This is a genomic window from Lentzea sp. NEAU-D7, from assembly GCF_026242055.1.
Lineage (GTDB): Bacteria > Actinomycetota > Actinomycetes > Mycobacteriales > Pseudonocardiaceae > Lentzea.
Genome location: NZ_JAPJDL010000007.1, coordinates 114501 through 134538 on the forward strand (window position 1 = coordinate 114501; position 20038 = coordinate 134538).

31 protein-coding genes, 1 tRNA gene and 8 other RNA genes are annotated in these 20038 nt (G+C 66.7%); 7 read left to right on the top strand and 33 right to left on the bottom strand.

The annotated features are described in order from the left end of the window. Nucleotides 1-3: 3 nt before the first annotated feature. The 33 genes from ORI60_RS16305 to ORI60_RS16465 form a co-directional block, all read right to left on the bottom strand. Nucleotides 4-372, bottom strand: a complete 369-nt coding sequence (locus ORI60_RS16305; protein ID WP_266038149.1) for a hypothetical protein — start codon at nucleotides 370-372, stop codon at nucleotides 4-6. Further along, nucleotides 369-755 (bottom strand): hypothetical protein, encoded by a 387-nt coding sequence (locus ORI60_RS16310; protein WP_266038150.1) that lies wholly within the window; start codon nucleotides 753-755, stop codon nucleotides 369-371. Before ORI60_RS16310 ends, ORI60_RS16305 begins: the two co-directional genes overlap by 4 nt. Next, the gene (locus ORI60_RS16315; RefSeq protein WP_266038151.1) at nucleotides 752-985 is read right to left on the bottom strand and encodes a hypothetical protein; all 234 of its coding nucleotides are present in this window, start codon (nucleotides 983-985) and stop codon (nucleotides 752-754) included. Before ORI60_RS16315 ends, ORI60_RS16310 begins: the two co-directional genes overlap by 4 nt. After that, nucleotides 982-1164, bottom strand: coding sequence for a hypothetical protein (locus ORI60_RS16320; protein ID WP_266038152.1), 183 nt, complete (start codon nucleotides 1162-1164; stop codon nucleotides 982-984). The genes ORI60_RS16315 and ORI60_RS16320 overlap by 4 nt, the downstream gene beginning before the upstream one ends. After that, on the bottom strand, nucleotides 1161-1454 hold the full coding sequence (locus ORI60_RS16325) for a hypothetical protein (protein ID WP_266038153.1): 294 nt from the start codon (nucleotides 1452-1454) through the stop codon (nucleotides 1161-1163). Before ORI60_RS16325 ends, ORI60_RS16320 begins: the two co-directional genes overlap by 4 nt. Continuing rightward, nucleotides 1451-1645, bottom strand: a complete 195-nt coding sequence (locus tag ORI60_RS16330; protein ID WP_266038154.1) for a hypothetical protein — start codon at nucleotides 1643-1645, stop codon at nucleotides 1451-1453. Before ORI60_RS16330 ends, ORI60_RS16325 begins: the two co-directional genes overlap by 4 nt. Then, on the bottom strand, nucleotides 1642-1908 hold the full coding sequence (locus tag ORI60_RS16335) for a hypothetical protein (protein ID WP_266038155.1): 267 nt from the start codon (nucleotides 1906-1908) through the stop codon (nucleotides 1642-1644). Before ORI60_RS16335 ends, ORI60_RS16330 begins: the two co-directional genes overlap by 4 nt. A gap of 68 nt (nucleotides 1909-1976) precedes the next feature. Further along, nucleotides 1977-2399, bottom strand: coding sequence for a hypothetical protein (locus tag ORI60_RS16340; RefSeq protein WP_266038156.1), 423 nt, complete (start codon nucleotides 2397-2399; stop codon nucleotides 1977-1979). Beyond that, on the bottom strand, nucleotides 2396-2860 hold the full coding sequence (locus ORI60_RS16345) for a hypothetical protein (protein WP_266038158.1): 465 nt from the start codon (nucleotides 2858-2860) through the stop codon (nucleotides 2396-2398). Before ORI60_RS16345 ends, ORI60_RS16340 begins: the two co-directional genes overlap by 4 nt. Before the next feature lie 87 nt (nucleotides 2861-2947). Continuing rightward, a complete protein-coding gene (locus tag ORI60_RS16350; protein ID WP_266038159.1) occupies nucleotides 2948-3325 on the bottom strand; it encodes a dATP/dGTP diphosphohydrolase domain-containing protein in 378 nt (125 codons plus the stop codon). Continuing rightward, nucleotides 3325-3606 (bottom strand): hypothetical protein, encoded by a 282-nt coding sequence (locus tag ORI60_RS16355; RefSeq protein WP_266038160.1) that lies wholly within the window; start codon nucleotides 3604-3606, stop codon nucleotides 3325-3327. The genes ORI60_RS16350 and ORI60_RS16355 overlap by 1 nt, the downstream gene beginning before the upstream one ends. Before the next feature lie 10 nt (nucleotides 3607-3616). Then, nucleotides 3617-3681, bottom strand: an RNA gene (locus tag ORI60_RS16360) — hammerhead ribozyme type II. Continuing rightward, nucleotides 3681-4124, bottom strand: coding sequence for a hypothetical protein (locus tag ORI60_RS16365; RefSeq protein WP_266038162.1), 444 nt, complete (start codon nucleotides 4122-4124; stop codon nucleotides 3681-3683). The genes ORI60_RS16360 and ORI60_RS16365 overlap by 1 nt, the downstream gene beginning before the upstream one ends. A gap of 13 nt (nucleotides 4125-4137) precedes the next feature. Beyond that, an RNA gene (locus tag ORI60_RS16370) (hammerhead ribozyme type II) lies at nucleotides 4138-4198 on the bottom strand. Nucleotides 4199-4201: 3 nt separating this feature from the next. Continuing rightward, the gene (locus ORI60_RS16375; RefSeq protein WP_266038163.1) at nucleotides 4202-4564 is read right to left on the bottom strand and encodes a hypothetical protein; all 363 of its coding nucleotides are present in this window, start codon (nucleotides 4562-4564) and stop codon (nucleotides 4202-4204) included. Between the two features lie 76 nt (nucleotides 4565-4640). Beyond that, nucleotides 4641-4979 carry a hypothetical protein gene (locus ORI60_RS16380; RefSeq protein WP_266038164.1) on the bottom strand — a complete coding sequence of 113 codons (339 nt, stop codon included), beginning with the start codon at nucleotides 4977-4979 and terminating at the stop codon, nucleotides 4641-4643. A gap of 16 nt (nucleotides 4980-4995) precedes the next feature. Continuing rightward, nucleotides 4996-5061: hammerhead ribozyme type II (locus ORI60_RS16385), an RNA gene on the bottom strand. A gap of 59 nt (nucleotides 5062-5120) precedes the next feature. Next, a complete protein-coding gene (locus ORI60_RS16390) occupies nucleotides 5121-5291 on the bottom strand; it encodes a hypothetical protein (protein WP_266038165.1) in 171 nt (56 codons plus the stop codon). Nucleotides 5292-5354: 63 nt separating this feature from the next. Then, nucleotides 5355-5939 (bottom strand): hypothetical protein, encoded by a 585-nt coding sequence (locus ORI60_RS16395; protein ID WP_266038167.1) that lies wholly within the window; start codon nucleotides 5937-5939, stop codon nucleotides 5355-5357. 14 nt (nucleotides 5940-5953) lie between these two features. After that, nucleotides 5954-6019: hammerhead ribozyme type II (locus ORI60_RS16400), an RNA gene on the bottom strand. Next, nucleotides 6019-6297, bottom strand: coding sequence for a hypothetical protein (locus ORI60_RS16405; protein WP_266038169.1), 279 nt, complete (start codon nucleotides 6295-6297; stop codon nucleotides 6019-6021). The genes ORI60_RS16400 and ORI60_RS16405 overlap by 1 nt, the downstream gene beginning before the upstream one ends. A 15-nt stretch (nucleotides 6298-6312) precedes the next feature. Next, an RNA gene (locus ORI60_RS16410) (hammerhead ribozyme type II) lies at nucleotides 6313-6378 on the bottom strand. Next, the gene (locus ORI60_RS16415; protein ID WP_266038170.1) at nucleotides 6378-7220 is read right to left on the bottom strand and encodes a hypothetical protein; all 843 of its coding nucleotides are present in this window, start codon (nucleotides 7218-7220) and stop codon (nucleotides 6378-6380) included. Before ORI60_RS16415 ends, ORI60_RS16410 begins: the two co-directional genes overlap by 1 nt. A gap of 12 nt (nucleotides 7221-7232) precedes the next feature. Next, nucleotides 7233-7298: hammerhead ribozyme type II (locus ORI60_RS16420), an RNA gene on the bottom strand. Between the two features lie 3 nt (nucleotides 7299-7301). Continuing rightward, nucleotides 7302-7490, bottom strand: coding sequence for a hypothetical protein (locus tag ORI60_RS16425; protein WP_266038171.1), 189 nt, complete (start codon nucleotides 7488-7490; stop codon nucleotides 7302-7304). A 94-nt stretch (nucleotides 7491-7584) separates the two neighbouring features. After that, entirely contained in the window at nucleotides 7585-8154 is a 570-nt protein-coding gene (locus ORI60_RS16430) for a hypothetical protein (protein ID WP_266038172.1), read from the bottom strand. A gap of 86 nt (nucleotides 8155-8240) precedes the next feature. Further along, nucleotides 8241-8807, bottom strand: a complete 567-nt coding sequence (locus tag ORI60_RS16435) for an antirestriction protein ArdA (protein WP_266038173.1) — start codon at nucleotides 8805-8807, stop codon at nucleotides 8241-8243. 14 nt (nucleotides 8808-8821) lie between these two features. Then, nucleotides 8822-8887, bottom strand: an RNA gene (locus ORI60_RS16440) — hammerhead ribozyme type II. Nucleotide 8888: 1 nt separating this feature from the next. After that, entirely contained in the window at nucleotides 8889-9479 is a 591-nt protein-coding gene (locus tag ORI60_RS16445) for a hypothetical protein (protein WP_266038174.1), read from the bottom strand. A gap of 78 nt (nucleotides 9480-9557) precedes the next feature. Beyond that, nucleotides 9558-9623, bottom strand: an RNA gene (locus ORI60_RS16450) — hammerhead ribozyme type II. A gap of 1 nt (nucleotide 9624) precedes the next feature. Further along, nucleotides 9625-9849 (bottom strand): hypothetical protein, encoded by a 225-nt coding sequence (locus ORI60_RS16455; RefSeq protein ID WP_266038175.1) that lies wholly within the window; start codon nucleotides 9847-9849, stop codon nucleotides 9625-9627. An 86-nt stretch (nucleotides 9850-9935) separates the two neighbouring features. After that, nucleotides 9936-10694, bottom strand: a complete 759-nt coding sequence (locus ORI60_RS16460) for a hypothetical protein (RefSeq protein ID WP_266038176.1) — start codon at nucleotides 10692-10694, stop codon at nucleotides 9936-9938. A 79-nt stretch (nucleotides 10695-10773) separates the two neighbouring features. Beyond that, nucleotides 10774-11043, bottom strand: a complete 270-nt coding sequence (locus ORI60_RS16465) for a hypothetical protein (RefSeq protein WP_266038177.1) — start codon at nucleotides 11041-11043, stop codon at nucleotides 10774-10776. A 2765-nt stretch (nucleotides 11044-13808) separates the two neighbouring features. Here ORI60_RS16465 and ORI60_RS16470 point away from each other — a divergent pair. The 7 genes from ORI60_RS16470 to ORI60_RS16500 all read left to right on the top strand — a co-directional run bounded on the left by ORI60_RS16470 (nucleotide 13809) and on the right by ORI60_RS16500 (nucleotide 20031). After that, nucleotides 13809-13882: transfer RNA gene (locus ORI60_RS16470), tRNA-Trp, on the top strand. 69 nt (nucleotides 13883-13951) lie between these two features. Beyond that, nucleotides 13952-14728, top strand: coding sequence for a peptidoglycan-binding domain-containing protein (locus ORI60_RS16475; RefSeq protein WP_266038179.1), 777 nt, complete (start codon nucleotides 13952-13954; stop codon nucleotides 14726-14728). A gap of 69 nt (nucleotides 14729-14797) precedes the next feature. After that, on the top strand, nucleotides 14798-15229 hold the full coding sequence (locus ORI60_RS16480; RefSeq protein WP_266038180.1) for a hypothetical protein: 432 nt from the start codon (nucleotides 14798-14800) through the stop codon (nucleotides 15227-15229). A 44-nt stretch (nucleotides 15230-15273) separates the two neighbouring features. Beyond that, complete coding sequence (locus ORI60_RS16485) at nucleotides 15274-16917, top strand: hypothetical protein (protein ID WP_266038181.1); 1644 nt, start codon at nucleotides 15274-15276, stop codon at nucleotides 16915-16917. Nucleotides 16918-16946: 29 nt separating this feature from the next. Beyond that, nucleotides 16947-18359: a phage portal protein gene (locus ORI60_RS16490; protein ID WP_266038183.1), complete on the top strand. Its 1413-nt coding sequence runs from the start codon at nucleotides 16947-16949 to the stop codon at nucleotides 18357-18359. Nucleotides 18360-18552: 193 nt separating this feature from the next. After that, on the top strand, nucleotides 18553-19470 hold the full coding sequence (locus ORI60_RS16495; RefSeq protein WP_266038184.1) for a hypothetical protein: 918 nt from the start codon (nucleotides 18553-18555) through the stop codon (nucleotides 19468-19470). A gap of 30 nt (nucleotides 19471-19500) precedes the next feature. Beyond that, entirely contained in the window at nucleotides 19501-20031 is a 531-nt protein-coding gene (locus tag ORI60_RS16500; RefSeq protein ID WP_266038185.1) for a hypothetical protein, read from the top strand. Nucleotides 20032-20038: the final 7 nt, after the last annotated feature.

Consider the following 20038-nt stretch of genomic DNA (forward strand, 5'->3'; position numbering starts at 1 on the left):
CGATCACTGCGACGTCAGCTTGATGACGTTGCCCGAGTAGGGGTGGACGACCAGCCCCCACGGACCACGCACCCAGACCACGTCGTTCTCCAGCCACACCTCGACATACAGGCCGTCCTCCGCGTTCGCGCGGAACCTGATGCGGGGCTCCTTGCCCAGACCGATCGGAATCTCGTCGCTAGCCGCAACCAAGATCGCGTCGGACTCCTCCGGCCGGGTGTCGAGCCTGGCCTCGGCCGCTCGCCGGTCGGCGTACTCGACTTCGCGGGCAGCGATCCGTGCGGAGTCGCGCAGGCGCTCCAGCTTCACCTGGACCCAACGGGGCAGCCTGTCCTCGCGCGGGTCGCGCGTCACCAGCTCGGCGATTGTCACGCCTCGAACGCCCTTCCCTGGCGCAGGGAGCGCAGCAGGTCCGCGTACAGCTCGCCCGCCTCAACCTCGCCGGCCTCGTCCTCCGCCTTGAGGCGCTCGTAGGCATCAGCGTGCACGACCATCTCGCCAAGCCCGTGCGCGACCAGCTCGTGGAGCAGGTCCTCGACGCGATCGAAGCCGCGCAGGCTCTGCGCGTTGCTGGTGTAGAACGCGCGGCGGAACTTGCGACCCCGCAGGCGGAACAACAGCGGCGTCGAGGCAGCCATGACCTGTTGGTGGCGGAACTGCGGGTAGTGGCGCCGCTCCTCGGGGAAGCCGACGATCAGGAGGTCGGCCTCGTGGGCAAGCTCGGGGACCGTGCGGGTGATGGGGCCGGTGTTCACTGAGCGGAACCGTCCTTAATGGAGGGAACGGGACTGATGGGTTGGGGATCGAGCAACCCCAGCGATCTCGCGATCACGCGATGGATCTCCAGGGCGATGCACTCGACGAGGTCCTCGAACTCGGGCTCGGAGCCGACTGGACAGGTGCAGCGGATGGCCTCGTACCAGCCGTCTTCGCGGACGCCGGGCGACGTCCAGACCGCCCGGCAGTCCTTGCAGCGGAGGATCATTGGCCGCGTTCCTCGTCGACCTGGCTCTCGATCTCGTTTGCGACAGCGCGAAGGATCGAGACCAGCGCCGCGTCGGAGTCGGCCTCCAAGGCTCGGCGGTCGAGGTAGCCGACGAGCTGCGCAGGCAGGTCGCCGACCGTGACGAAGAAGGGGACGCGGCGATAGGGCGGGATGCTCACCAGCCGCGCTCGCGGAAGTCGACGCTCTCGCGGAGTGCGCCCAACGCGAAGCCGTCCGGCGGAAGACCGCGAAGCTGCGCGTTCTGTCGGCGCAGGCCGTCGACCGCGTCCACGACGCGACGCATGTTCGCCAGGTCCCAGGTCTGACCGCCGAGCGGGTTCTCGCCGAGGTTGACCCCGACCAGTCGCCCAATCTCCGCTAGGAGTCCGCGGGCCTCGCCGCCACGCTCGTTCTCCTCGTAGACGGCCTCCTGGACCGCCTCCATCGCGCGATGGAGCTTGCTGCTCACGCGGCCACCTCGCACTGCGCCTCGTGTTCAGCGAGGGCCGTCTTTGCGGCCTTGACCGCCGCCTTGGCGGTGGTCACGAACGCGAGATTGCGGCTGGTCTCGTTGCGCACCGCGATCCGGGCTACGCGGGTGAGGTTGCCCCTCTCCGACGAGAGCGCGAAGCGACGAGCCAAGCACGTCTGGCAGCTCATGCGGCCACCTCCGACCAATGCTTGGCGCGGGCGTTGTGGACCCGGCGCGACTGCTCAGTGAGGTGCAGGAGGCCCTCGGGGCACTCGTAGATCCGGTTCTCGCGCTTCATGCCGCGCCGAGAAGCCGGGTTGTTCTGGTCTGCCCAGCGCTCCCGACGAGCGCGTGCACGGCCGAGGGCCTTCTCGGCGTCGTGGTCGTCCGTGAAGCCCCGCTTCCCACAGGCGTCGCACCAGACATGGGAAACCGTCTTGAAGCTGCTCACAAGGTCACTTCCAGAAGGGATGCACTCGGGCCGCCTCCGACAGCGGCCCGAGCGAGGGGAGAAAGGGACTACTGCTGGTCCTGCCCGCAGGTGCACCCGCGGACGGAGCATTTGCCGCCGTAGCGGGCCAGTTCGTGCGCGCCCTGGAGGTGGAAGCACTGATCGCATGCCGCGACCGGGACGCCGGGGTTCTTCTTGAGGCGCTCCGTGAAGGCGCCTGTGCTGCACAGCCGCAGCGACATCGACTGGCCGCCGAGCTTCGCCTTGGTGGCGAACTTGACGACCTCGGAGTCCGAGGTGAACGGACCCCAGGCCAGTTGCATCTCGCCCGGACCGAAGCGGTGCACCCAGGCGTAGAACTCGCGGTCAGCGAGTACCTCGCCTACGCGCTTGATCACGGCTTTCGCTAGGGCTTCTGCGGACTCGTAGCTGCCGTCTTCCAGCACTTCCACGATGGCCGCGACCTCGTGCTTGCGAGGCGTGATCCTCACTGGGCAACCTGATCACTCAGGTTACCCAATCGGCCATGCCATCGTGAGGCGTGCACGACCTGAAGGTCCTTGGGGTCGAACGGGATGACGTGGGCCGACTCGGTCATGCGGACGTAGACCACGCCGCGGGAGACGTCGTTCACGATGCCCGTTGAGCCGACCGGCGCCCAACCGGGAAACGCGGTGGACAGAATGCACACCGGCTCTCCCGAGACGAACGCGGGGACGCCTTCCTCGGGTGCCGGCGCGAGCATGATGTCAGCCGCACGAAGAAGAACCACGCCTCCGTTCTCAGCGCGGCCGAAGTAGTGCTCACCCTCGACACTGGGGATCTCGGCCTTCCCGATGATGGCGAAGAGCTGAGACTCAGGATGAGCACGGAGGACGACGTCGTCCCCGTCCTCGAAGGGCGGCCCCTGCGCGACGGGAACGCCTGCGCCGTCCGGGCTCTTGTTACTCACTGTTGCAGCTCCCTCCCTGTCGTTTCTCAGGTTACCCAATCGGCCAGCCGTGGGCAACCTGATTGACGAGGGTTACACGAATTGCCGTCACTGGCGGGGGCGCTTGGGCGCGTCGAACCTGTCGTCAGTGCCGATGCCCCGGAGCAGGAAGCTCAGCATCGCCAGGCAGTGCCAGGCGGCGTGCGCCAGGTGCGGCAGGCCGCTTTCGGGGTCCAGCTCCTCGCCAGCCCAGAACGCCAGCAGGTGGCGCATGCAGGCGTCGAAGCTCAGGCTCCAGGCGTAGCCGCGCAGGTAGTTGTGCTGCGAGTACTTCGCCGCACCGAACCCGGACGCCTCCGCCAGCACGAGCAGGGCTTTTGGGTCGAGGCTGCCCACCGAAGCCAGCTTCTTGCCCTTCTCCCCGCCAGTCTCCGACACCACGCGAACCTCTTCGCCGCGCTTGATGATCGGCTCGGGCGGCGCCATCAGGCGGCCCTCAGTTCGCGCAGCTCGATGTATGGCGCCCACTCGGGGTGCCGGTTCACCAACTCCCGCGCGTAGCGGCTGGTGTAGGCGTCGTTCAGGGCGAACGTGCCCGGCGCGGCAGCCTTGCTGCGCTCCCACCGCATCGTCTCCCAGAGCATCTTCACCCCAAGCTTGCGCATCCCCGCCGAGAACCACTCGCCGGCGAGACGCTCCAAGGCCTCGAAGACCTCTGGGTTGTCCAGGTGAAACTGCTGGAAGCGCTCCTGGATGGTGTGCTGCACTCAGTCCTCCTCGTGGCAGGCTCATCAGCGCGGGGATGCCAGCCCCACGGACCCGGCTCGCGCCGGGTTTCGCCTTACTTCCTCGCCTCGTTGAAGTGGCGGACCCAGAAGTTGGTTACCGTCGAGTCGATCACCAGATGCGGCACCTCGACGATGCGCGCGACGAGGTCGCGCACCAACGCTCCGTCCCCCGCCGCCCGCGCCAAACGCGCGAAGTCCTGATACGCGCGCTCCTTGCGCTCCAGTAGCGGCGCCGCGCGCTTGCGTAGCTCGTCATAGGGCAGCGCCACGACGTGGCGCACGTGGGCGCTCATCGCCTCGTCGTTCACCAGCCGTAGGCGCCACACCTCCCGCGGTATGGCTGGAATCAGGATGTCGAGCGCGTCAAGGCACCCGTCGCACCGGTTGCGGTCGTTGCCCGCGTGGTAGATCGAGGACCCCATCGCGTCGATCTCCGGGCAGCCCGGCGTGTAGCACAGGCCGCCGAAGTTACCCCTCGCCTCACTGGCCTTGGTCATCTTGTCTCCCTCATCTCGGCAGGCTCATCAGCACAGGGATGCCAGCCCTGCGGACGCCTCACGGCGTTTCGCCTCGTTCATGCGAGGTGGTGGAGCGAGACGGCGTGGGGCTGCACTCGCCCATCTGCGTAGTGGACAAAGATGTGCGCCCCCTTCAGCTCGTCGTCACCCGCATCAGGGACCAGTTCTCGCGCCGGGGTGCAGCCGTCCTCAACGATCGGCTCGTCGTAGCCGCCGCTGCCGTCGAAGTCCTCCGCCGGCACCCACCGCTGACCACAGCAGTTGTCCTCGTCGTCGAAATCCAGGCCGATCTCACGAGCCCGGCGGTTGGCTTCATCTGCGGAGGCCGCCTCGATCACCACGTGTTTCGTGATCCCGCGCTCCGGGTCGTACACGAATCGGCCACCCGTGTTGAGCTGGCGGAACTCGTAGAACTGCATGGGCACTCCTCCTGCTGGCAGGCTCGTCAACGCAGGGATGCCAGCCCTGCGGACCCCCGTGGGGGTTTCGCCTCAATCAGTGCTCGGCGCCGGCCAGTCCCACCTCGACCAGGGACAGAAAGTGCTTGTCCCCTAGGTGGTAGGTCTCCGTGCGCCAGTCGCTGCGGTACTGCTCTCTCGCGTGCCTCTCGCAAAGCGGGCACAGGGAGCCTCGCTCCACGCGAGTCGCGACCCCGTCGCAGTAGTCGCAAATGGGCCGAACTCCCAGGACCTCCGCCCGCGCGGTGTGACCCCAGGACCCCGTGATCAGTCGGGCCAGCAGTTCGGCCTGGTCTGCGTCGTAGGCCAGCGGATAGACCGTCGTGCGGTCTTGCTCGTCTCGCAGCCTGACGGCGAACTCCCGCAACTCGCTCATCGTCCACACTCCCTCTGTTCGGCAGGCTCGTCAGCGCGGGGATGCCAGCCCCACGGACCGTCCGCAATGGACGGTTTCGCCCTGTCATAACGGGTGCCACTGGTACTGCCTGATCGGCGGCATGGTGTCCCTCTCCTCTCGTCAGCCGGCGAGCTGGTCCGCGGGGCCGCAGAACCTGTTGCCCATTACTTGGCAGATCCAGCCGGGGTCGTCCTCCTGGAGCTCTCTGAGAGGCACGACCGGCAGGTTCGTCATCGTCAGCCCCGTCACCAGGACGAGGGCCAACACCTTGCGCAGCAGTCGAATCGACATGGCCGCATTCCCTTCGTTGCTTGAGCTATCTGTGGAAGTACTGCTCCTGGCGAATCGGCAACATCAGTGCCTCACCTCGCCGAAGCACGCGACCTGTGCAACCAGGTCACCCGAAACGGCGTCCAGGTCCTGAACCTGGATGCCGTCCGCGTCTCTGTCCGCCCACGCCGTACGGAAGTAGTGGGCGGATCGGGCATGGACGAGTTTCTGCTCGGGATCGGCCAGCATCAGGAAGGCGATGCGGATGTCGCCGTAGGTCAGATGGAAGTCCCGGTCGTTTGCCATGTCGACCACAGTGAACCTGGTCCCCGACGGGGTTTCCGCTTCGTTCGCCAGGTTCAGCGGGTCCATCCAGTGGTCGGCCCCCTGGCTCATCAACTCCATGATGCAGCGGACGTTCTCGTCCGTGATGGCACGGTGATCCTGCGCGGCCACCCACTCGCTGACTGTCCGAACCCGCAGGCGCCAGGCGTCCGCGTAGCTCTCTCGCTCCCATCCGCCCGGATCACGAACCGACACCTTGGCGGTGCCGTTGTACTCAGCGCCCCGCGTGACCCGCAGGAAGGTTCCGGGCATCCCGCGGAAGTTCGCGATCGAGTCACCCTCGTTTATGCGTTCGCCGGCCTCGTTCAACACCAGGTGCGGCATTTCGTTCCCCTCTCGCATGGCAGGCTCATCAGCGCAGGGATGCCAGCCCTGCGGACCGTCCGCCTTGGACGGTTTCGCCCTAGACGCCCTCGATCACGCGGACGAACTCCTGGGCCGCGCACAGGAACTCCTCGTAGGTTCTCGGGGCTTCGGTCATGAATCGCTCGGGTTTTCCGACGCGGATCGTCGACCACTCATCCGTCTCCCTGAGCCGGACGCCGAAGTGCAACCGCTGGTACCCAACGGGGTTGGCGAGTCGGTTGAGGTTCCGGCCGTCCTGCGATGGCCAGTCGACCGCGAACCAGCGGTCACTACTCGCATTGGTCAGCTCGGGCGGCGTCGACTTGATGTCGTTCATGTGGCGCCTCTCGGCTCTTGGCAGGCTCATCAGCGCAGGGATGCCAGCCCCGCGGACCCGGCTGCGAGCCGGGTTTCGCCTCATCTCGGATCGGGCTCACGTCCCTGCGCGGCGTCGAACTCGCGCACCGTTCGCACCGCGACCCTGACGGCCTCGTTGATCACGGAGCCGACGTCCCAGGCCGGGTTCTCGCCCTCCGTGGCCGCCACGACGCGCTCCAGGCTGGCTGGGCCGGCAACGACCGCATCCCAGACCACGTCGGGCACCTCGTCCTCGTCCTCGTCCCCGTGACCCGACTCGTCCTTGAGGTTCTCGGGAGGTGTCGGCGTGTCGGAGCTGGCCTCCCAGCGGGCGTCCTCCTCCCGGCGGCTCAGTGCCGCCCGCGCCTCTGCCTCGGCTTCGCCCTCGTCGAAGAAGCCGCCGACCGCTTCGACTTCCTCCCAGGAGTCCCGGTCCTCGTGGTCCGGGTTGGTCCAGGTCGTTCGCTTCTCGATCACGAAGCGGACAGCCTCGTTGTTGGCCCAGGAGCGGTACTCGTCCCGCTCATCACGCAGGAGCTGCAAGCCCCCGCTCTCCATCTGCTCGGGGTTGCCGCGCTTGGCACCCGTCCAGAAGTCCACGTCGTCGGGCATCACGTACCAGATCGCGAACGCTCCGTCGCTCGGGCGGTCGACCAGAGTGACCGCACCGTGGATCGCCCGTGCGTAGCGCTCAAAGATCCGCACAGCGAGCGGGCTGGAGTAGCGGTAGGCCAAACGCATCCAGGCGGCGGACAGCGGTCCAAAGTCGTCGTCGATCGGGAGGTAGTTGCGGCGAAGGAAAGTGATCACGTTCGTCACAGCGGCCCCCGTCGTGCGCGGGTTCTCCGCGTACTCGTCGTGCTCGATGCGGTAGCGGAACTCGGGAATCAGCGTGCTTGTCATGGGCTCCCCTTCTCATGGCAGGCTCATCAGCACGGGCATGCCAGGCCCGTGGACCGTCGTAAGTGGACGGTTTCGCCAGACTCATGGGGTGCGGACGCACACCCGGTACGTGACCCCGTTCGGGGTGGTCGTCTCGTACTGATGGGCGCAGAAGACGCCTTGAACGGTCTCGGGCGAGATCCAGGCGACCAGGAAGACCATGCCGACCGCCAGGCCGACCGTGACGATCCAGACGGCCGCGAACACCATCAGGGCATTGCGAGTTTTCACTGGTACTCCAAGGGATTTGGCAGGCTCGTCAGCACGGACACGCCAGGTCCGTGGACGGGAGTCCCCTCCCGTTTCGCCAGTGCCGGCCAGGTGCTCAGAGTTGACCGATCGCCTGCGCCAGCAGGATTGCCCGCTCAGGAGTCGTCTCGACCGTGAAGCAGACGCGCTCGTATCGGGCGTCCACCTCAACGCGCATCTCCTCGTCGTTCCCGCCGAGCCGCACTGAGTTGTCTTGCTTCTGTACGTAGGCTCGGTCGCCTAGCGCAGACCGGATGCTTTCGGCCCGGCGAACAATCGCCGCCTCTTCCTCGTCGTGAGCCCGCTTCCGCGCCAGCGTCTCCCCGAGCACCGGGAGCGCCCTGGGAAGCAGTTGGCGCTTGATGTCGCCCGCGATCTCCTCAGGCGTCTTGCGCACCGAGGCCTGGATTTCCACGATCATGCCGGGCGGTCGGAAGCGGTACAGCCCCCTCACGGAGAGCCCGATCTGGAAGTGGGTCACGCTGGCGTAATGGTTGAACCTGAAGTGAAATTCGAGGCCATCCGGACCCGTCAGGAAGGCGTTCTGCTTGTTCTCCCACTGTCCGGGAGAGGCACTCCAGCCGTCGCCCAGCTCAGTCGCGATTTCCTTCGCGATTGAGAGCACGTCGAACTGCGGCTCGGTCATCAAGACCACTCCTCCTATTGATGGCAGGCTCGTCAGCACGGACATGCCAGGTCCGCGGACGGGAGTTGGCTCCCGTTTCGCCGTGGTCAGTGCGAGAAGATGAAGACGCCACCGTCCGGTGCGTCGAGCGCGTCGTAGTCGCTCATGAAGAACTCGCGGGCAGCCGCATCCCAGTCGATGCAGCTATACGGAAACTGCGAGGTGTCGACTCCGTCGCACTCCTCGATCCAGTCCCGGACGTAGTCCTCCGCGCTGTCAGCTCTCCCCTGGTAGGAGTCCTGGAACTGCTTCAGGTGGTCGGAGTCGGCCGACAGGTGCTGGTTGGCGAGCCACGCGCCGAAGGCGTCGCGCTCGTCGTCGCCGAGGTCTTCGACCAGCTGCCAGACCTCGGCCGCCTGACCGGGCGAGCACTCACCCTTGATCAGGTCGCCGAACCCTTCCGAGTCGTAGCACCACAGTTCCTCGTGGGCCTCGACGATGTGGTAGGCCTGGGCCTTGCCGTTCGGCCAGTTTCTCGCGCTGTCGATCAGGCTGGTCCACTGGTCCATTTCGGCGTAGGTGTCCGCCTCGTCCGCATCCACCCATTCGCCGACCAAGAATCCGCCGTTGTAGCAGCCAATGCAGCCGATCCAGACGCGCGGCATCTCGTTCATTGATTCCCCTTGGTTTTGGGCAGGCTCATCAGCACGGGCATGCCAATCCCGTGGACCGTCCAGTCAGGACGGTTTCGCCAGTCAGGCCACGTACAGCGCGGCGTACTCGCGGCGCCAGTGGACCCACGTGGTCGCCTGCACAGCAGCGGGCGACAGGTCGGTGCCGAACTCCCGCGACAGGATTCGGGCCGCGCGGCGGTAGACGTCGCACACCTCGTCGTAGGCCCCAGCGCGACTCAGGAGCACGCCACGCACCTTGTCGCCGAGCACGCGGCCTGCCGCGATATCGATCGCGTGCCGGTCGATCACGACCGCGCGGGGGTCGGACGGGTCCGCGATGGTGCGCCAGAAGGCGCGCACCTTGGGTCCGCTCACGACGTCCTCGGGGTTCTCTCCCGCGAGGATTCGTCTCGCCTTCTCCGCGTTGAGGCCCAAGGTCTTGATGGGACGTCCGGCGTAGGCGTTCTGCGCCTCGATCACGTTGCGCCGCCACGAGAGTTGCGGGGACAACACCGCGATCACGGCCGCCGCCCGCGCGGGGTCCTCTGGGTCCAGGCTTTCGGCGATCTCTCGTGCGGTTGCGTACCAGCCGCGCCCTTCCACCCGGTCATCCGTGGTGGCAGCGCGGTAAATCCGGGTGATGTTGCGGACGGACACCTTCACGTCGGGCATGGATGTTCCTTGGCTGTGCGCGGGGAAGGGGGTGGTGCGATGCCTGGCGCGCTCGGGTAGACCGGCGACAACTCAGGTCGTGGGCAGGCTCATCAGCACGGGCATGCCAAGCCCGTGGACCGTCCGGATAGGACGGTTTCGCCGGTCAGCTCCAGTTCGTCCACCACGACAGGACCTCGCTTGGGTCCGTCTCGTAGTTCTCTCTGATGGCCGAATCCAGGTCCGTTTCCGGGTCATCCAGTACGGACATGACGGTGTTCACGACCAGGTTCAGGAGGTCGTCGTCCCGGTCCCCCAGTTCGAGAGCGGTCCGCACGAGGTCCGACCCGTTGTTCACGGCAGCGAGGACCTGGTCCCGCGTGTAGGCCATTCGTTCACCAATCCCTTGCTATGCGGCAGGCTCATCAGCACGGGCATGCCAGTCCCGTGGACCCCTCGCGGGGTTTCGCCGGTTGGTCAGACAGACAGGGGCAGGGCAGGCTGCGCAGGGTCGTAGACCCACTTCCGCCACGCGGCCAGCACGGTGCCCTGGATGTGCTCGGTGATCTCGCGGAAGCTGGTGTTCGTGATGGACGTCGCGCTCTGGAACTCCCAGTAGGCGGGGATGTAGCCGTAGAACATCTCGCGCAGTTCATCGTCGGAGACGCCGAAGTCCTCCCAGCCGTCCCCGCCAGCCCACTTGTCCAGCTCGCCGATCAGGTCGCTACGCAGCCACTCGTCCCACGCGGCCTCGCGCAGCTCCTGCTCGTACTCGTAGAGCTTGTCGTGGTCCAAGACCGGGTAGTCCGCGATCCTGTCGACGCACTCGACGATGTGTGCCAGCCACTCCAGGCACGTGTCGATGTCCTCGCCCAGGTCGCCCGGCAGTTCGCCGAGCTGCACCTGTGCGTACCCCTCGCCCCCGCGCCCCTCAGTCTTGGTCTCCACGCCGGGGGTGCCTTCCAGGGCAAGCACGTTCGCCGCGTCGAATTCGCTTCCGTGGTGGTCGCTGTAGCTGACCAGGGTCACGGTCACGGCCTCGTAGTCGAACGTTTCCGCGCCGTCGCTCATGATGAGCTGGTGCAGGTGGTCAGGCTCGATCTTCTCGATGCCTCTCCCCCACGTGTCCCCGCTCAGGCGGATCACGTGGGAGTCCAGCAGATTCCCCCACAACTCCACGGCGCGCTCGTACTGCGCCGGGGTGTACGTGCGGTAAAAGCGCATGATCGTGCTCATGTTCAAGGCTCCTGATTTCGTCGATTGATGACCTGAGCCAGGGGCCGTACGGAAGCCGCACGCACCCCTCGACCGGACATCAATCGGCGTTTCTGGCCGCCAGTTCTCGCTCCGCGATTTCGCGGGTCCACTCGAAGTGTTCGTCCTCGTCCTCTTCCGAGGAGGACTCCCCGTGCTCGGAAAGCCAGGTGATCGCCTGTTCCCTCCAGCCCAGGAGCCAGAGAACATCAGCCAGCACGTCCACCTCACTGCACGCGAGGGATTCCGACACGTGGGAAGCGAGCATTCCGTCCGCCCACTTGTCGCCGAACGTTGCGACGGCGGCAAGAAGGGCCTCAGTACCGGGCATTGTTGTCTCCCATTGTTCAAACCACTCAGGTTGCCCAATCGGGCAAGAGAAGGCACACTTCACCCCTGTGAAGTGACTCCGCCCTTGCGCCTGTCGCCGCTTCCGAGGCATGGCCATCCTGAAGATGGTCAGCGACAGACTGACCTCTCAAGTTACCCATCGAGGTCTGAGAATTCGGCAGCATCGTTCCTGCCTGGGCTCCGCACGTGATGTGTCATCCACGCACTTCCCAGGGGTATCGGCTGGCCCATCCACGTGCCCCCGAGGGGGCTAACGGGCTGCCCGTATGCGATGCCGCATTTCCGGTTACACGCTATTTAGTTCCCAAAGAGCAAGCCTGGAGTGGCTAGCTTGAGGGACGCTCCGGACTTAGCAGCCATTTCTGGCGACCAGTATCCGGTCCCTCTCTTCCGTGCTGTGTCAAACCTTAGCAGGTCTGATCTGAATTCGCAAGTTACCCATTTGGAGCGCCGCTTGGTTCTTCGATCTGCGGTGCTTTGCCGTGCCGTTCGCACTCGCTTCAGCTTGTCTCGGCAGGTCAGCCGGTCAACCTAACCCCCGCCCGTTGCGGAGTGATCCAACCGGCTTCACATGGTTTCCCGTGCGCTGCCTTGACTTTGCCTGCCCGATTGCACCCGGCGTGGCTCGCTATGCGTTGCCATGAACCCTAGCGAATCGTCGCCCGGTGTGCAACTTGCGAATTCAGTTCTCAAAGATCCTGCGTTCAGGAGTCCGTCCCCTGCGTTCCGGGGCCTTCGTTCCTGACACCGAGAACATTACTCAGGTTGCCCATTGCAGTCAAATCCGGATTGTTTTCCCAGTTCAGACCATGTGTCCTCAACCTACCCGTTCACATATTGCCTGATCAGAGCATCGAGGCACATACGGGGAGCTGAGAGCGACACAGACGCGCGCTACCGCCTGCCAGGTGTTCTAACTCCCCCCTGCCAGCACGGGCGATCTGAGCCCATATCAGCAGGTAGAGAGGCCAGCGTTGGCCCTGATCATGCGCGCTGGCCCGGCACGCTGACACCCCGTCCGGCCGTCACCTTGGCTGGTGTGACGTGGGTCACCGACTGCCTGCCTGTCTCGTCAGAAAGAGGAACCGCGCACGGGCAGCGCGCGAGGGTACGCCACCCGATCCGACCAGCTACCCCCTGGGGGTATGACCCCTTGCGAGCCCGAGCCGGCACCGCCATGTCTTAGCGCCTGAGGTTCTGCCACGGTTCCAAGGTCGCTCGCAAGCTTACGAGCGGAGGCCACGCTCAGTGTCGCCGCAGCTCAGCAACTACAGACAGGCGCATGAGCCAGGGCCAGCGGCGAGCGGAATCTGACGGTTTTCCTCAACGGGGGCCTGCGGCCCACAGCGGCAGGAAGGACCTTGGGGTGGTCTTCTACCTGCGAGAAGGCGTCTACGCGGGCGGCCTGACATGAAGCCGGCGGTCACGGAAGCGGGCGTCTTCTGCGGCTTGTGCTTTGCTTCTTCGCCTTCGCGGCCACGGGCTCAACGCGCGGGCTCGACACCGCGGGGAGGTGGCCGTAACAAGACGGCGAAAAAAAGGGCCGTGTGGTTACTCGATCCCACTCCGTATCCGGACCACCAGATCCACGACTTGGAGCGCCGGCAGAAGAATAAGCACGACACGGTTAACCAATATCCGCGCGTTCTTAAGCCAGTCGGCCCATTTCCCGCAGCTGCTTCTCTCTGGCGACTCCGGTGACTCCAGCGACATTGCTCCTCCTCGTGTTCCCTGCTTGCGCAGGTTCGGCGTCGGTGAGAGGAGTGCCGCCAAAGTTCCGTGCGTTGAGTCTGGTGGATAAGCAGTTAGCAGCCACAGATTAACACCATCTACCCACTTCTCCGCCCTGCCCTCTTTCACTCTTTCGAGTGATTCCCGCATTCCTTCACTTAGAGTGCACAATCGTTCACAGGCAGCGCTTTCTCGTGCTCTCTCCGCCGGCACCGCAGGCTCATGACCCAAGGCGCTTTCTCCGTTGGCCCCGGAGGGGCCTCAGCGCCAAGCCGCAGGCGAAGCCTTAGCCCTTCGCCGCTGCGTGCCCGCCAGGGCACCCGGCCTCTCCAGCTCCTCGCCGCTGCACAGCCTGACGGCTGTGACTCAGGTTACACATCGACGTGGTTCTACGACCATGATCAACAGCCGTATTACTAGTACAAGCCTGATGGGCTGGATAAAGCCTGAAGGCTTCAGCCTCTATCGAGGCTGACGGAGATAGCACTTAGCCAGAAGGCTTAGGCCCCTGTCGGGGCCTCCTGATCAAGACCATCAGGCAAACCCAAAAGCCTTTGGGACTTCTCCCTTTCAGACCGCCTCGGGTCGACAGCAGGTCCTCCTCTCCCTGCATTACGTCGTCGAGGCTTTTTCTTCCACGTCGTGAGGCGGTATTCGCCATGCCCCAGTGGTCCGGTTCTGACCGGCGTAGTCGCCTCCCGGCCGGCTGGGTTCGCATCCGCGCTCGCATCTTGCGACGCGACGGTTTTCGCTGCACGCACCTCGACGATCTCGGGGAACGGTGCGCAGAACCGGCGAGCGACGTGGACCACGTTCTGCCCGGTGACGACCACCGAGACGCCAACCTCACCTCGCTCTGCGGGTGGCATCACCGGCAGAAGTCCTCCAAAGAAGGGGCGGCGGCGAAAGCCGCCAACTGGAGGAGGCAGAACGCGAAATACCGGCGCACGGAGGAACACCCCGGCCTCCTGTGAAGTCCCGCGGGCGCGGTCGCCGGCACCTCGCCCGCATCAAAGGTGCGTAGCTCAGCGGAACAGAGCAGCGGTCTCCAAAACCGTGTTGCGCAGGTTCGAATCCTGCCGCGCCTGCGCGCGAAAGCCCCGTCAGCGAATCGGCTGGCGGGGCTTTTTGCGCGCCCTCCGATTGGAGTTGAGCCCTTGTCCTACCTCCTGGCACCCGCGCTGGAAACCCTCCGAGCGCAGTTCGATCAGAAGTTCCCGAACCGGAGCAGGGCTTCGGACGGCTGGATCGGCGACGCGGCCCACCGCGCGCAGGGTTCGGCGTCCGACCACAACCCGTGGGTCGTGATCGACGGCCAGGCGTACGTGACGGCGCTGGACATCACCAACCACCCGGCAATCGGGCTGGACCTGAACGCCTTCACGGACCAGCTCCAGGTGGCCTGCCGCGACCAGGGCGAGAACCGCCTCAAGTACGCGATCCACCGGGCACTGCTCATGGACACCCGGCCCCAGTTCCGTCCGTACCAGTGGACGCCGAGCAACGGGCACTGGGAGCACGCGCACTTCAGCGTGCACAGCGACCGGCGCCTGCTCGACCCGCGGCCGTGGAACATCCCAATGCTGACGGGTACCAGTGCTCCAGCGCCGGCCCCCGCTCCGGCGCCCAAGCCCACCGTTCCGGCCTGGCCCCTCCCGGCTGGCCACTGGTTCGGCGACTGGCGTGGCCCGAACGCTCAGCATGGCGGTGCACCCGGCGCCCAGTACGACTGGGAGCGGCCCCACATCCGGGCCATCCAGGTCAAGCTCCAGCAGCTCGGCCTCGCACCCGGCCACGCCGGCTGGGCTGACGGTCGCTGGGACCCGCCCACGACCGACGCGATGGCGGCCTTCCAGCGGAAGTACCGCCCGAACCAGACGACGATCTGGGGCAAGTGCTACAGCGACGACTGGGCACACCTCTTCAGCCTCTGATCGGCGCGACCACGCCCGCCCTGCCCTTCGCTGCGGGGCGGGCGTCCCCATCTTCGAGGAGGTGATCGAGTGCCCGGCCCCGTTCCCGAGCGCGAGGACAACCTCGCCCGACCGCGCGAGCGCAAGGGCGGCGACGCCACGCCGGTAACCCGCGGCGTCCTGCGCTCGGTCACCGTCCCTCACCCGGACAAGAACTGGCACCCGATCGCGCTCCGCCTCTACAAGGCGTTGAAGACGTCGGGCCAGGCCGACTTCTACCAGGACAGCGACTGGGCCTTCGCCTACTCGCTGTGCGAAGACCTCTCGTACTACAAGAACGCGCCGGGCGGGAAGCGGTCAGGGCAGATGCTCCAGACCATCTACTCCGCGTTCGAGCGGCTGCTGGTCTCCGAAGGTGATCGCCGCCGCGTGCGCATCGAGCTGCACGAGCCGGAGGAGGAAACCACCCCGGCCTCCGTGACGGCCATCGCCGACTACCGCAAGGACCTTGGCCTCGCCTGAGCCTGATCTGCCTCCGCGCGGTCCCCCGCCCGAGGAGGCACATCGTGGCGACCACGCCCTTGACCGCCGAGGAGATCGACGCCCTTGAGCCGTCGTTCCTCGGCCCCACCTGGATGCGCAATCCCCTTGGCGCCTGGGAACTTCCGCAGTTCACGCTCGGCTGGCAGATCGCCGGCTGGTGCGCGGAGTACCTGCGCGCTGAGGACGGCGGCCCCTGGAAGTTCACGCCGGAGCAGCTCCGGTTCGTCTTGTGGTGGTACGCGGTCGACAAGAACGGCCGCTTCATCTACCGCAAGGGTGTCTTGCAGCGATGCAAAGGATGGGGCAAAGACCCTTTGCTCGCAGTGCTTTGCCTCGTCGAGCTGGTCGGCCCGTCGCGTTTCTCCCACTGGGACCCCAAGACCAACGAGCCGGTCGGCATCCCCCACCCGCAGGCGTGGGTTCAGGTCACCGCGGTCAACCAGTCGCAGACCACCAACACGATGGCGCTCATCCCCTCGCTGATGAGCGACCGGTTCAAGCAGGTCTACCGCATCAAGGACGGCGCGGAGCTGATCCGCGCCAACGGCGGCAAGGCACGCCTTGAGGCCGTCACCTCGTCCTATCGCGCGATCGAGGGCAAGCGGACCACGTTCGTCCTGCTCAACGAGACGCACCACTGGATCGCGGGCAACAACGGCCACAAGATGTACGAGACGATCGACGGCAACGCGACCAAAAAGGACTCGCGCTACCTCGCGATCACCAACGCCTACCTCCCCGGCGAGAACTCCGTCGCCGAGAAGATGCGCGCCTCGTTCGAGCAGATCCTCGAAGGCCGCGCCGCCAAGATCAGCTACCTCTACGACTCGATCGAGGCCCACCCGAAGACCCCGCTGACGCCTGAGGCGCTGCGCATCGTCATCCCCAAGATCCGGGGTGACGCGGTGTGGCTCAACGTCGATGCGATCATCGAGTCGGTCCTCGATCTGACGATCTCGGCCAGCCGGTCCCGCCGGATGTGGCTCAACCAGATCGTCGCCGAAGAGGACGCGCTGTACGGGCCAGCCGAGTGGAAAGCCTGCCAGCGCGACGACTTGGTGCTGCGCCCCGGCGACGAGATCGTCCTCGGGTTCGACGGCGGCAAGACGGACGACGCGACCGCCCTCGTGGCGATCCGGGTCGCCGACATGGCAGCGTTCGTCATCGACCTCTGGGAGAAGCCGGACGGCCCACAGGGCGAGAACTGGGAAGTCAACCGCGAGCTGGTCAACAGCCGCGTGCACGAGACCTTTCAGCTCTACGACGTGAAGGCGATGTACGCCGACGTCGCGCTCTGGGAGTCCTACATCACCGACTGGGCCGCCGCGTACGGCGAGGGCCTGGCCGTGAAGGCGCCTGGTACCAACGCCATCGCCTGGGACATGCGCGGTTCACTCCAGCGCTCGACGCTGGCGCACGAGCGGCTCATGCGGTCAATCCTCGACGCGAAGCTGGTCCACAACGGGGATCTGGCGCTCAAGCGGCACGTCCTCAACGCGCGGCGCCGCACCAACAACTACGGCCTGTCCTTCGGCAAGGAGTCGGCCGATTCCCCGCGCAAGGTCGACCTCTACGCGGCGCTGATGCTCGCGCACGAGGCGCTCTACGACCTGCGCACCCGCGGCAAGAAGACCAAGAAGCGCACCGGGCGCGGCTACTTCATGTGAGGTGATTTCCCCTGTCCAGCACGAGTCCCGTGTCCCTCGCGAAGCAGCTCCTCGGCATCCTCTACAAGGACAAGCCGCGACTGGAGCGGATCGACGACTACCTGCACGGCCGGCACGACGACCCGTACATGCCGGAGACGGCGGACGCGGAGTACAAGCTGCTGGCTCGGCGGTCGGTGTCCAACTGGATGCCGCTGCTCGTCGGTACTCCGGCGCAGGCGCTGTGCGTGGACGGGTTCCGGCGCGGTCGCCCCGGTGAGCTGCCCAAGGGCAACGACGGGGCCGCCCTGCCCGAGTGGGACCACTGGGAGCGCTCGCGACTGGGCGGCCGGCAGTCCGCGATCTACCGCGGCGCGCTGAGCTACGGCCACTCCTTCGCCCTGACCGAGAAGGTCAAGGGCCGCGTCCGCTCGAAGGGCCTGTCGGCCATGAAGACCGCGGCGCTGTTCGAGGACCCGGCCAACGACGAGGTCCCGTTCGCCGCGCTGACGATCGTCCAGTTCCCGCGCGGAGACGAGCGGGGCATCGCCCGGTTGTGGGACTCGCGCAACGAGTACCGCGTGACCTTCAAGTCCCTGTCCGACCTGGACAGCGTGAAGGTCCAGAACGGCCGTCGTCACGGCTCGTCGGAGTGCCCGGTCACAAGGTTCGCCGCCCTGGTGGACCTGGAGGGCCGGACCATCGGCGTGATCGAGCCGATGATCGAGTTGCAAGACCGGATCAACCAGACGGTCTTCGACCTGCTCATCGCGCAGACGGGCGGCTCGTTCAAGGTCCGCTACGCCTCGGGCATGGCCCCGCCGATCAAGCGGGACCCGGAGACGGGCGAGCCCATCCTCGACGAGAACGGCGCCCCGCAGCCGTTGCCGGTCAACCTCAACGCCAAGCGGTTCCTGTTCAGCGACGACGCGGACGTCAAGTTCGGCACGCTGGACGAGACCCCACTCGGCGGATTCATCGAGTCGATCGACATGAGCATCCGCCACCTGGCGGCCGTGTCGCAGACTCCCCCGCACCACCTGCTCGGGCAGATCGCCAACCTGTCGGCCGAAGCCCTGCTGGCCGCGGAGACCGCGCTGTCGCGCAAGATCGAGGAGTTCCGCCGCGTGTTCTCCGAGGCGTGGGAGCGGGTCTTCCGCCTCGCCGCCGAGCTGGCCGGCGACACCGTCTCGGCCGAGGACTGGCACGGCGAGGTGCTCTGGCGCGACATGGAGCAGCGCTCGCTGGCGCAGTCCGCGGACGCCCTCGGCAAGCTCGCCGACCAGCTCCACGTCCCCAAGCGCGGTCTGTGGCGGCGCATCCCTGGCGTCACCCAGAACGAGATCGACGACTGGGAGGACCTCCGCGAGCAGGAGGACGCCGAGCTGATGCTCGCCGCCTCCGTCCGGCGCGCGACGACCCCTCCGACCCCGGTCGAGTTCTCCGACGTCCCGGCCGCCTGACTGAACAGGGGGTGACCCGCTGACTGCCCCGCAGGCGTCGGAAGCCGACGCCGCAGCCATCGCCTACCACCTCGCCCTCAACCAGCTCGGTGTCGCCACGATCCAGGAGGCCCTGGAGCTGTGGTCGAGGGTTCCGCCGGCCAGGACCACCGCGCTCAGCGCAGCCTGGCTGGCGCGGGCGGTCCGGCTGGTGATGACCCGCAGGGGTCAGGCGCGCAACCTCGCGCTGGCCTACTACCGGCTCAGCCGCGCGCTGCGCACTGGCACCACCGTGGCCGACCCGCGACGCCCTGATCCGCCCTACGTCACCCTGTCCATGCTGCGCGCTGAGTTCGCCGCGCTGGCAGGCTCTCAGCCGTCCCAGGAGGACGTCGAGAAGCCCGCCGGCACAGCGAGCCGCCCGGCGTCGGACAGGGCCACAGAGGACGACTCAGGGGCGCTGGAGCGGCCTGCTGATCCCACCGAGGATGACCGAGTCCCCGTCGAGACGATCGACGGCCTCGACCGCGAGCTGGAGCGCCTGGAGCGCGAGGCTGAGGCCGAGGCCCGCCTCGTGCTCGAAGCGCTCGGACTGGACAACCTCGATCGCAAGCTCGACGAGATCGACGACGAGCAGCCCGCGTCCACTGTGGACGTGCAGCGGGCGGAAGCACACCGCCAGGCCGGAGCCCGACAGGCAGCCGCAGCCGAGCGCGTCGCCATGAACGGTGCCAGGAGCACCGTCTGGGCGGCCGGTCAGCGCGACCGGCGAGTCCTGGGCTACGTCCGGCTCTCCCGCACGGGAACGCCGTGCGGCTGGTGCGCGATGCTCATCTCCCGTGGCGCCGTCTACAAGTCGGCTGAGGGGTCCAGCGCGGACGTCACGTTCGGCGATCTGGACAAGTACCACGACAACTGCCACTGCTACGCCGAGCCGATCTACAGCCGCGAGCAGTTCAGCCAGTCGTCGTTGACCGACCTGAACCGCAGGTACAAGGCCGAGTGGAAAACCCTCATCGCCGACCGCGGCTTCAAGGGCAAGGCAGCGCTGCGCGAGTGGCGCCGCCACATCAACCAAGAGAAGCGCCAGGCCGAGCGCCAGGCCCGCCAGCGTCCAGGCGACGCGGCGTGATCCATCCCGAGAGCGTCCAGGAGGCGTCCCGTGCCCGAGCCCGTCCAGCCCACCGAGGAAGTGCCGGCCAGTGACCAGCAGGCCGAGGGGGGCACCCCGCCCGCCGAGGGCGCCGAGGTTCCCGGCGACGGTTCAGCGGCCCCCGAGGTAGAGGGCGGCAAGGCCGAGGCCGAACTGCCGACCTGGGTGCGCAAGGAGCTGGAGAAGGCCCGCAACGACGCCGGGCGCTACCGCACGCAGCTCCGCGAGGCCCAGACCGCGCTGGAGAACGCCAAGACCCCCGAGGAGGTCGCCGCCGCAACCGCGGCGCTGACCGAGAAGGTGCAGGACCTGGAGCACCAGCTCGTGCGCGAGCAGGTCGCACGCAAGTACGAACTGCCCGACGAGCTGGCCGCGCTACTCACGGGCAAGACGGCCCAGGAGCTGGAGGCGGTCGCCAAGACCCTCCAGAAGTACGCCCCCGCGGGCGACCCCCTCGTGCTAGGTGGGGGCCTGACCCCCGACGACGGCGACGACGGCGAGATGGACCCGCGCAAGCTCGCCCGCCGCACCCGGCGCTAGCACCGCG

Coding starts and splice junctions, on each gene's coding strand:
- ORI60_RS16465 (WP_266038177.1), bottom strand. CDS start 11,043: ATGCCCGGTACTGAGGCCCTTCTTGCCGCCGTCGCAACGTTCGGCGAC.
- ORI60_RS16350 (WP_266038159.1), bottom strand. CDS start 3,325: ATGGCGCCGCCCGAGCCGATCATCAAGCGCGGCGAAGAGGTTCGCGTG.
- ORI60_RS16375 (WP_266038163.1), bottom strand. CDS start 4,564: ATGCAGTTCTACGAGTTCCGCCAGCTCAACACGGGTGGCCGATTCGTG.
- ORI60_RS16315 (WP_266038151.1), bottom strand. CDS start 985: ATGATCCTCCGCTGCAAGGACTGCCGGGCGGTCTGGACGTCGCCCGGC.
- ORI60_RS16495 (WP_266038184.1), top strand. CDS start 18,553: ATGACCCGCAGGGGTCAGGCGCGCAACCTCGCGCTGGCCTACTACCGG.
- ORI60_RS16395 (WP_266038167.1), bottom strand. CDS start 5,939: ATGCCGCACCTGGTGTTGAACGAGGCCGGCGAACGCATAAACGAGGGT.
- ORI60_RS16330 (WP_266038154.1), bottom strand. CDS start 1,645: ATGAGCTGCCAGACGTGCTTGGCTCGTCGCTTCGCGCTCTCGTCGGAG.
- ORI60_RS16380 (WP_266038164.1), bottom strand. CDS start 4,979: ATGAGCGAGTTGCGGGAGTTCGCCGTCAGGCTGCGAGACGAGCAAGAC.
- ORI60_RS16415 (WP_266038170.1), bottom strand. CDS start 7,220: ATGACAAGCACGCTGATTCCCGAGTTCCGCTACCGCATCGAGCACGAC.
- ORI60_RS16455 (WP_266038175.1), bottom strand. CDS start 9,849: ATGGCCTACACGCGGGACCAGGTCCTCGCTGCCGTGAACAACGGGTCG.
- ORI60_RS16435 (WP_266038173.1), bottom strand. CDS start 8,807: ATGAACGAGATGCCGCGCGTCTGGATCGGCTGCATTGGCTGCTACAAC.
- ORI60_RS16405 (WP_266038169.1), bottom strand. CDS start 6,297: ATGAACGACATCAAGTCGACGCCGCCCGAGCTGACCAATGCGAGTAGT.
- ORI60_RS16365 (WP_266038162.1), bottom strand. CDS start 4,124: ATGACCAAGGCCAGTGAGGCGAGGGGTAACTTCGGCGGCCTGTGCTAC.
- ORI60_RS16390 (WP_266038165.1), bottom strand. CDS start 5,291: ATGTCGATTCGACTGCTGCGCAAGGTGTTGGCCCTCGTCCTGGTGACG.
- ORI60_RS16430 (WP_266038172.1), bottom strand. CDS start 8,154: ATGACCGAGCCGCAGTTCGACGTGCTCTCAATCGCGAAGGAAATCGCG.
- ORI60_RS16445 (WP_266038174.1), bottom strand. CDS start 9,479: ATGCCCGACGTGAAGGTGTCCGTCCGCAACATCACCCGGATTTACCGC.
- ORI60_RS16460 (WP_266038176.1), bottom strand. CDS start 10,694: ATGAGCACGATCATGCGCTTTTACCGCACGTACACCCCGGCGCAGTAC.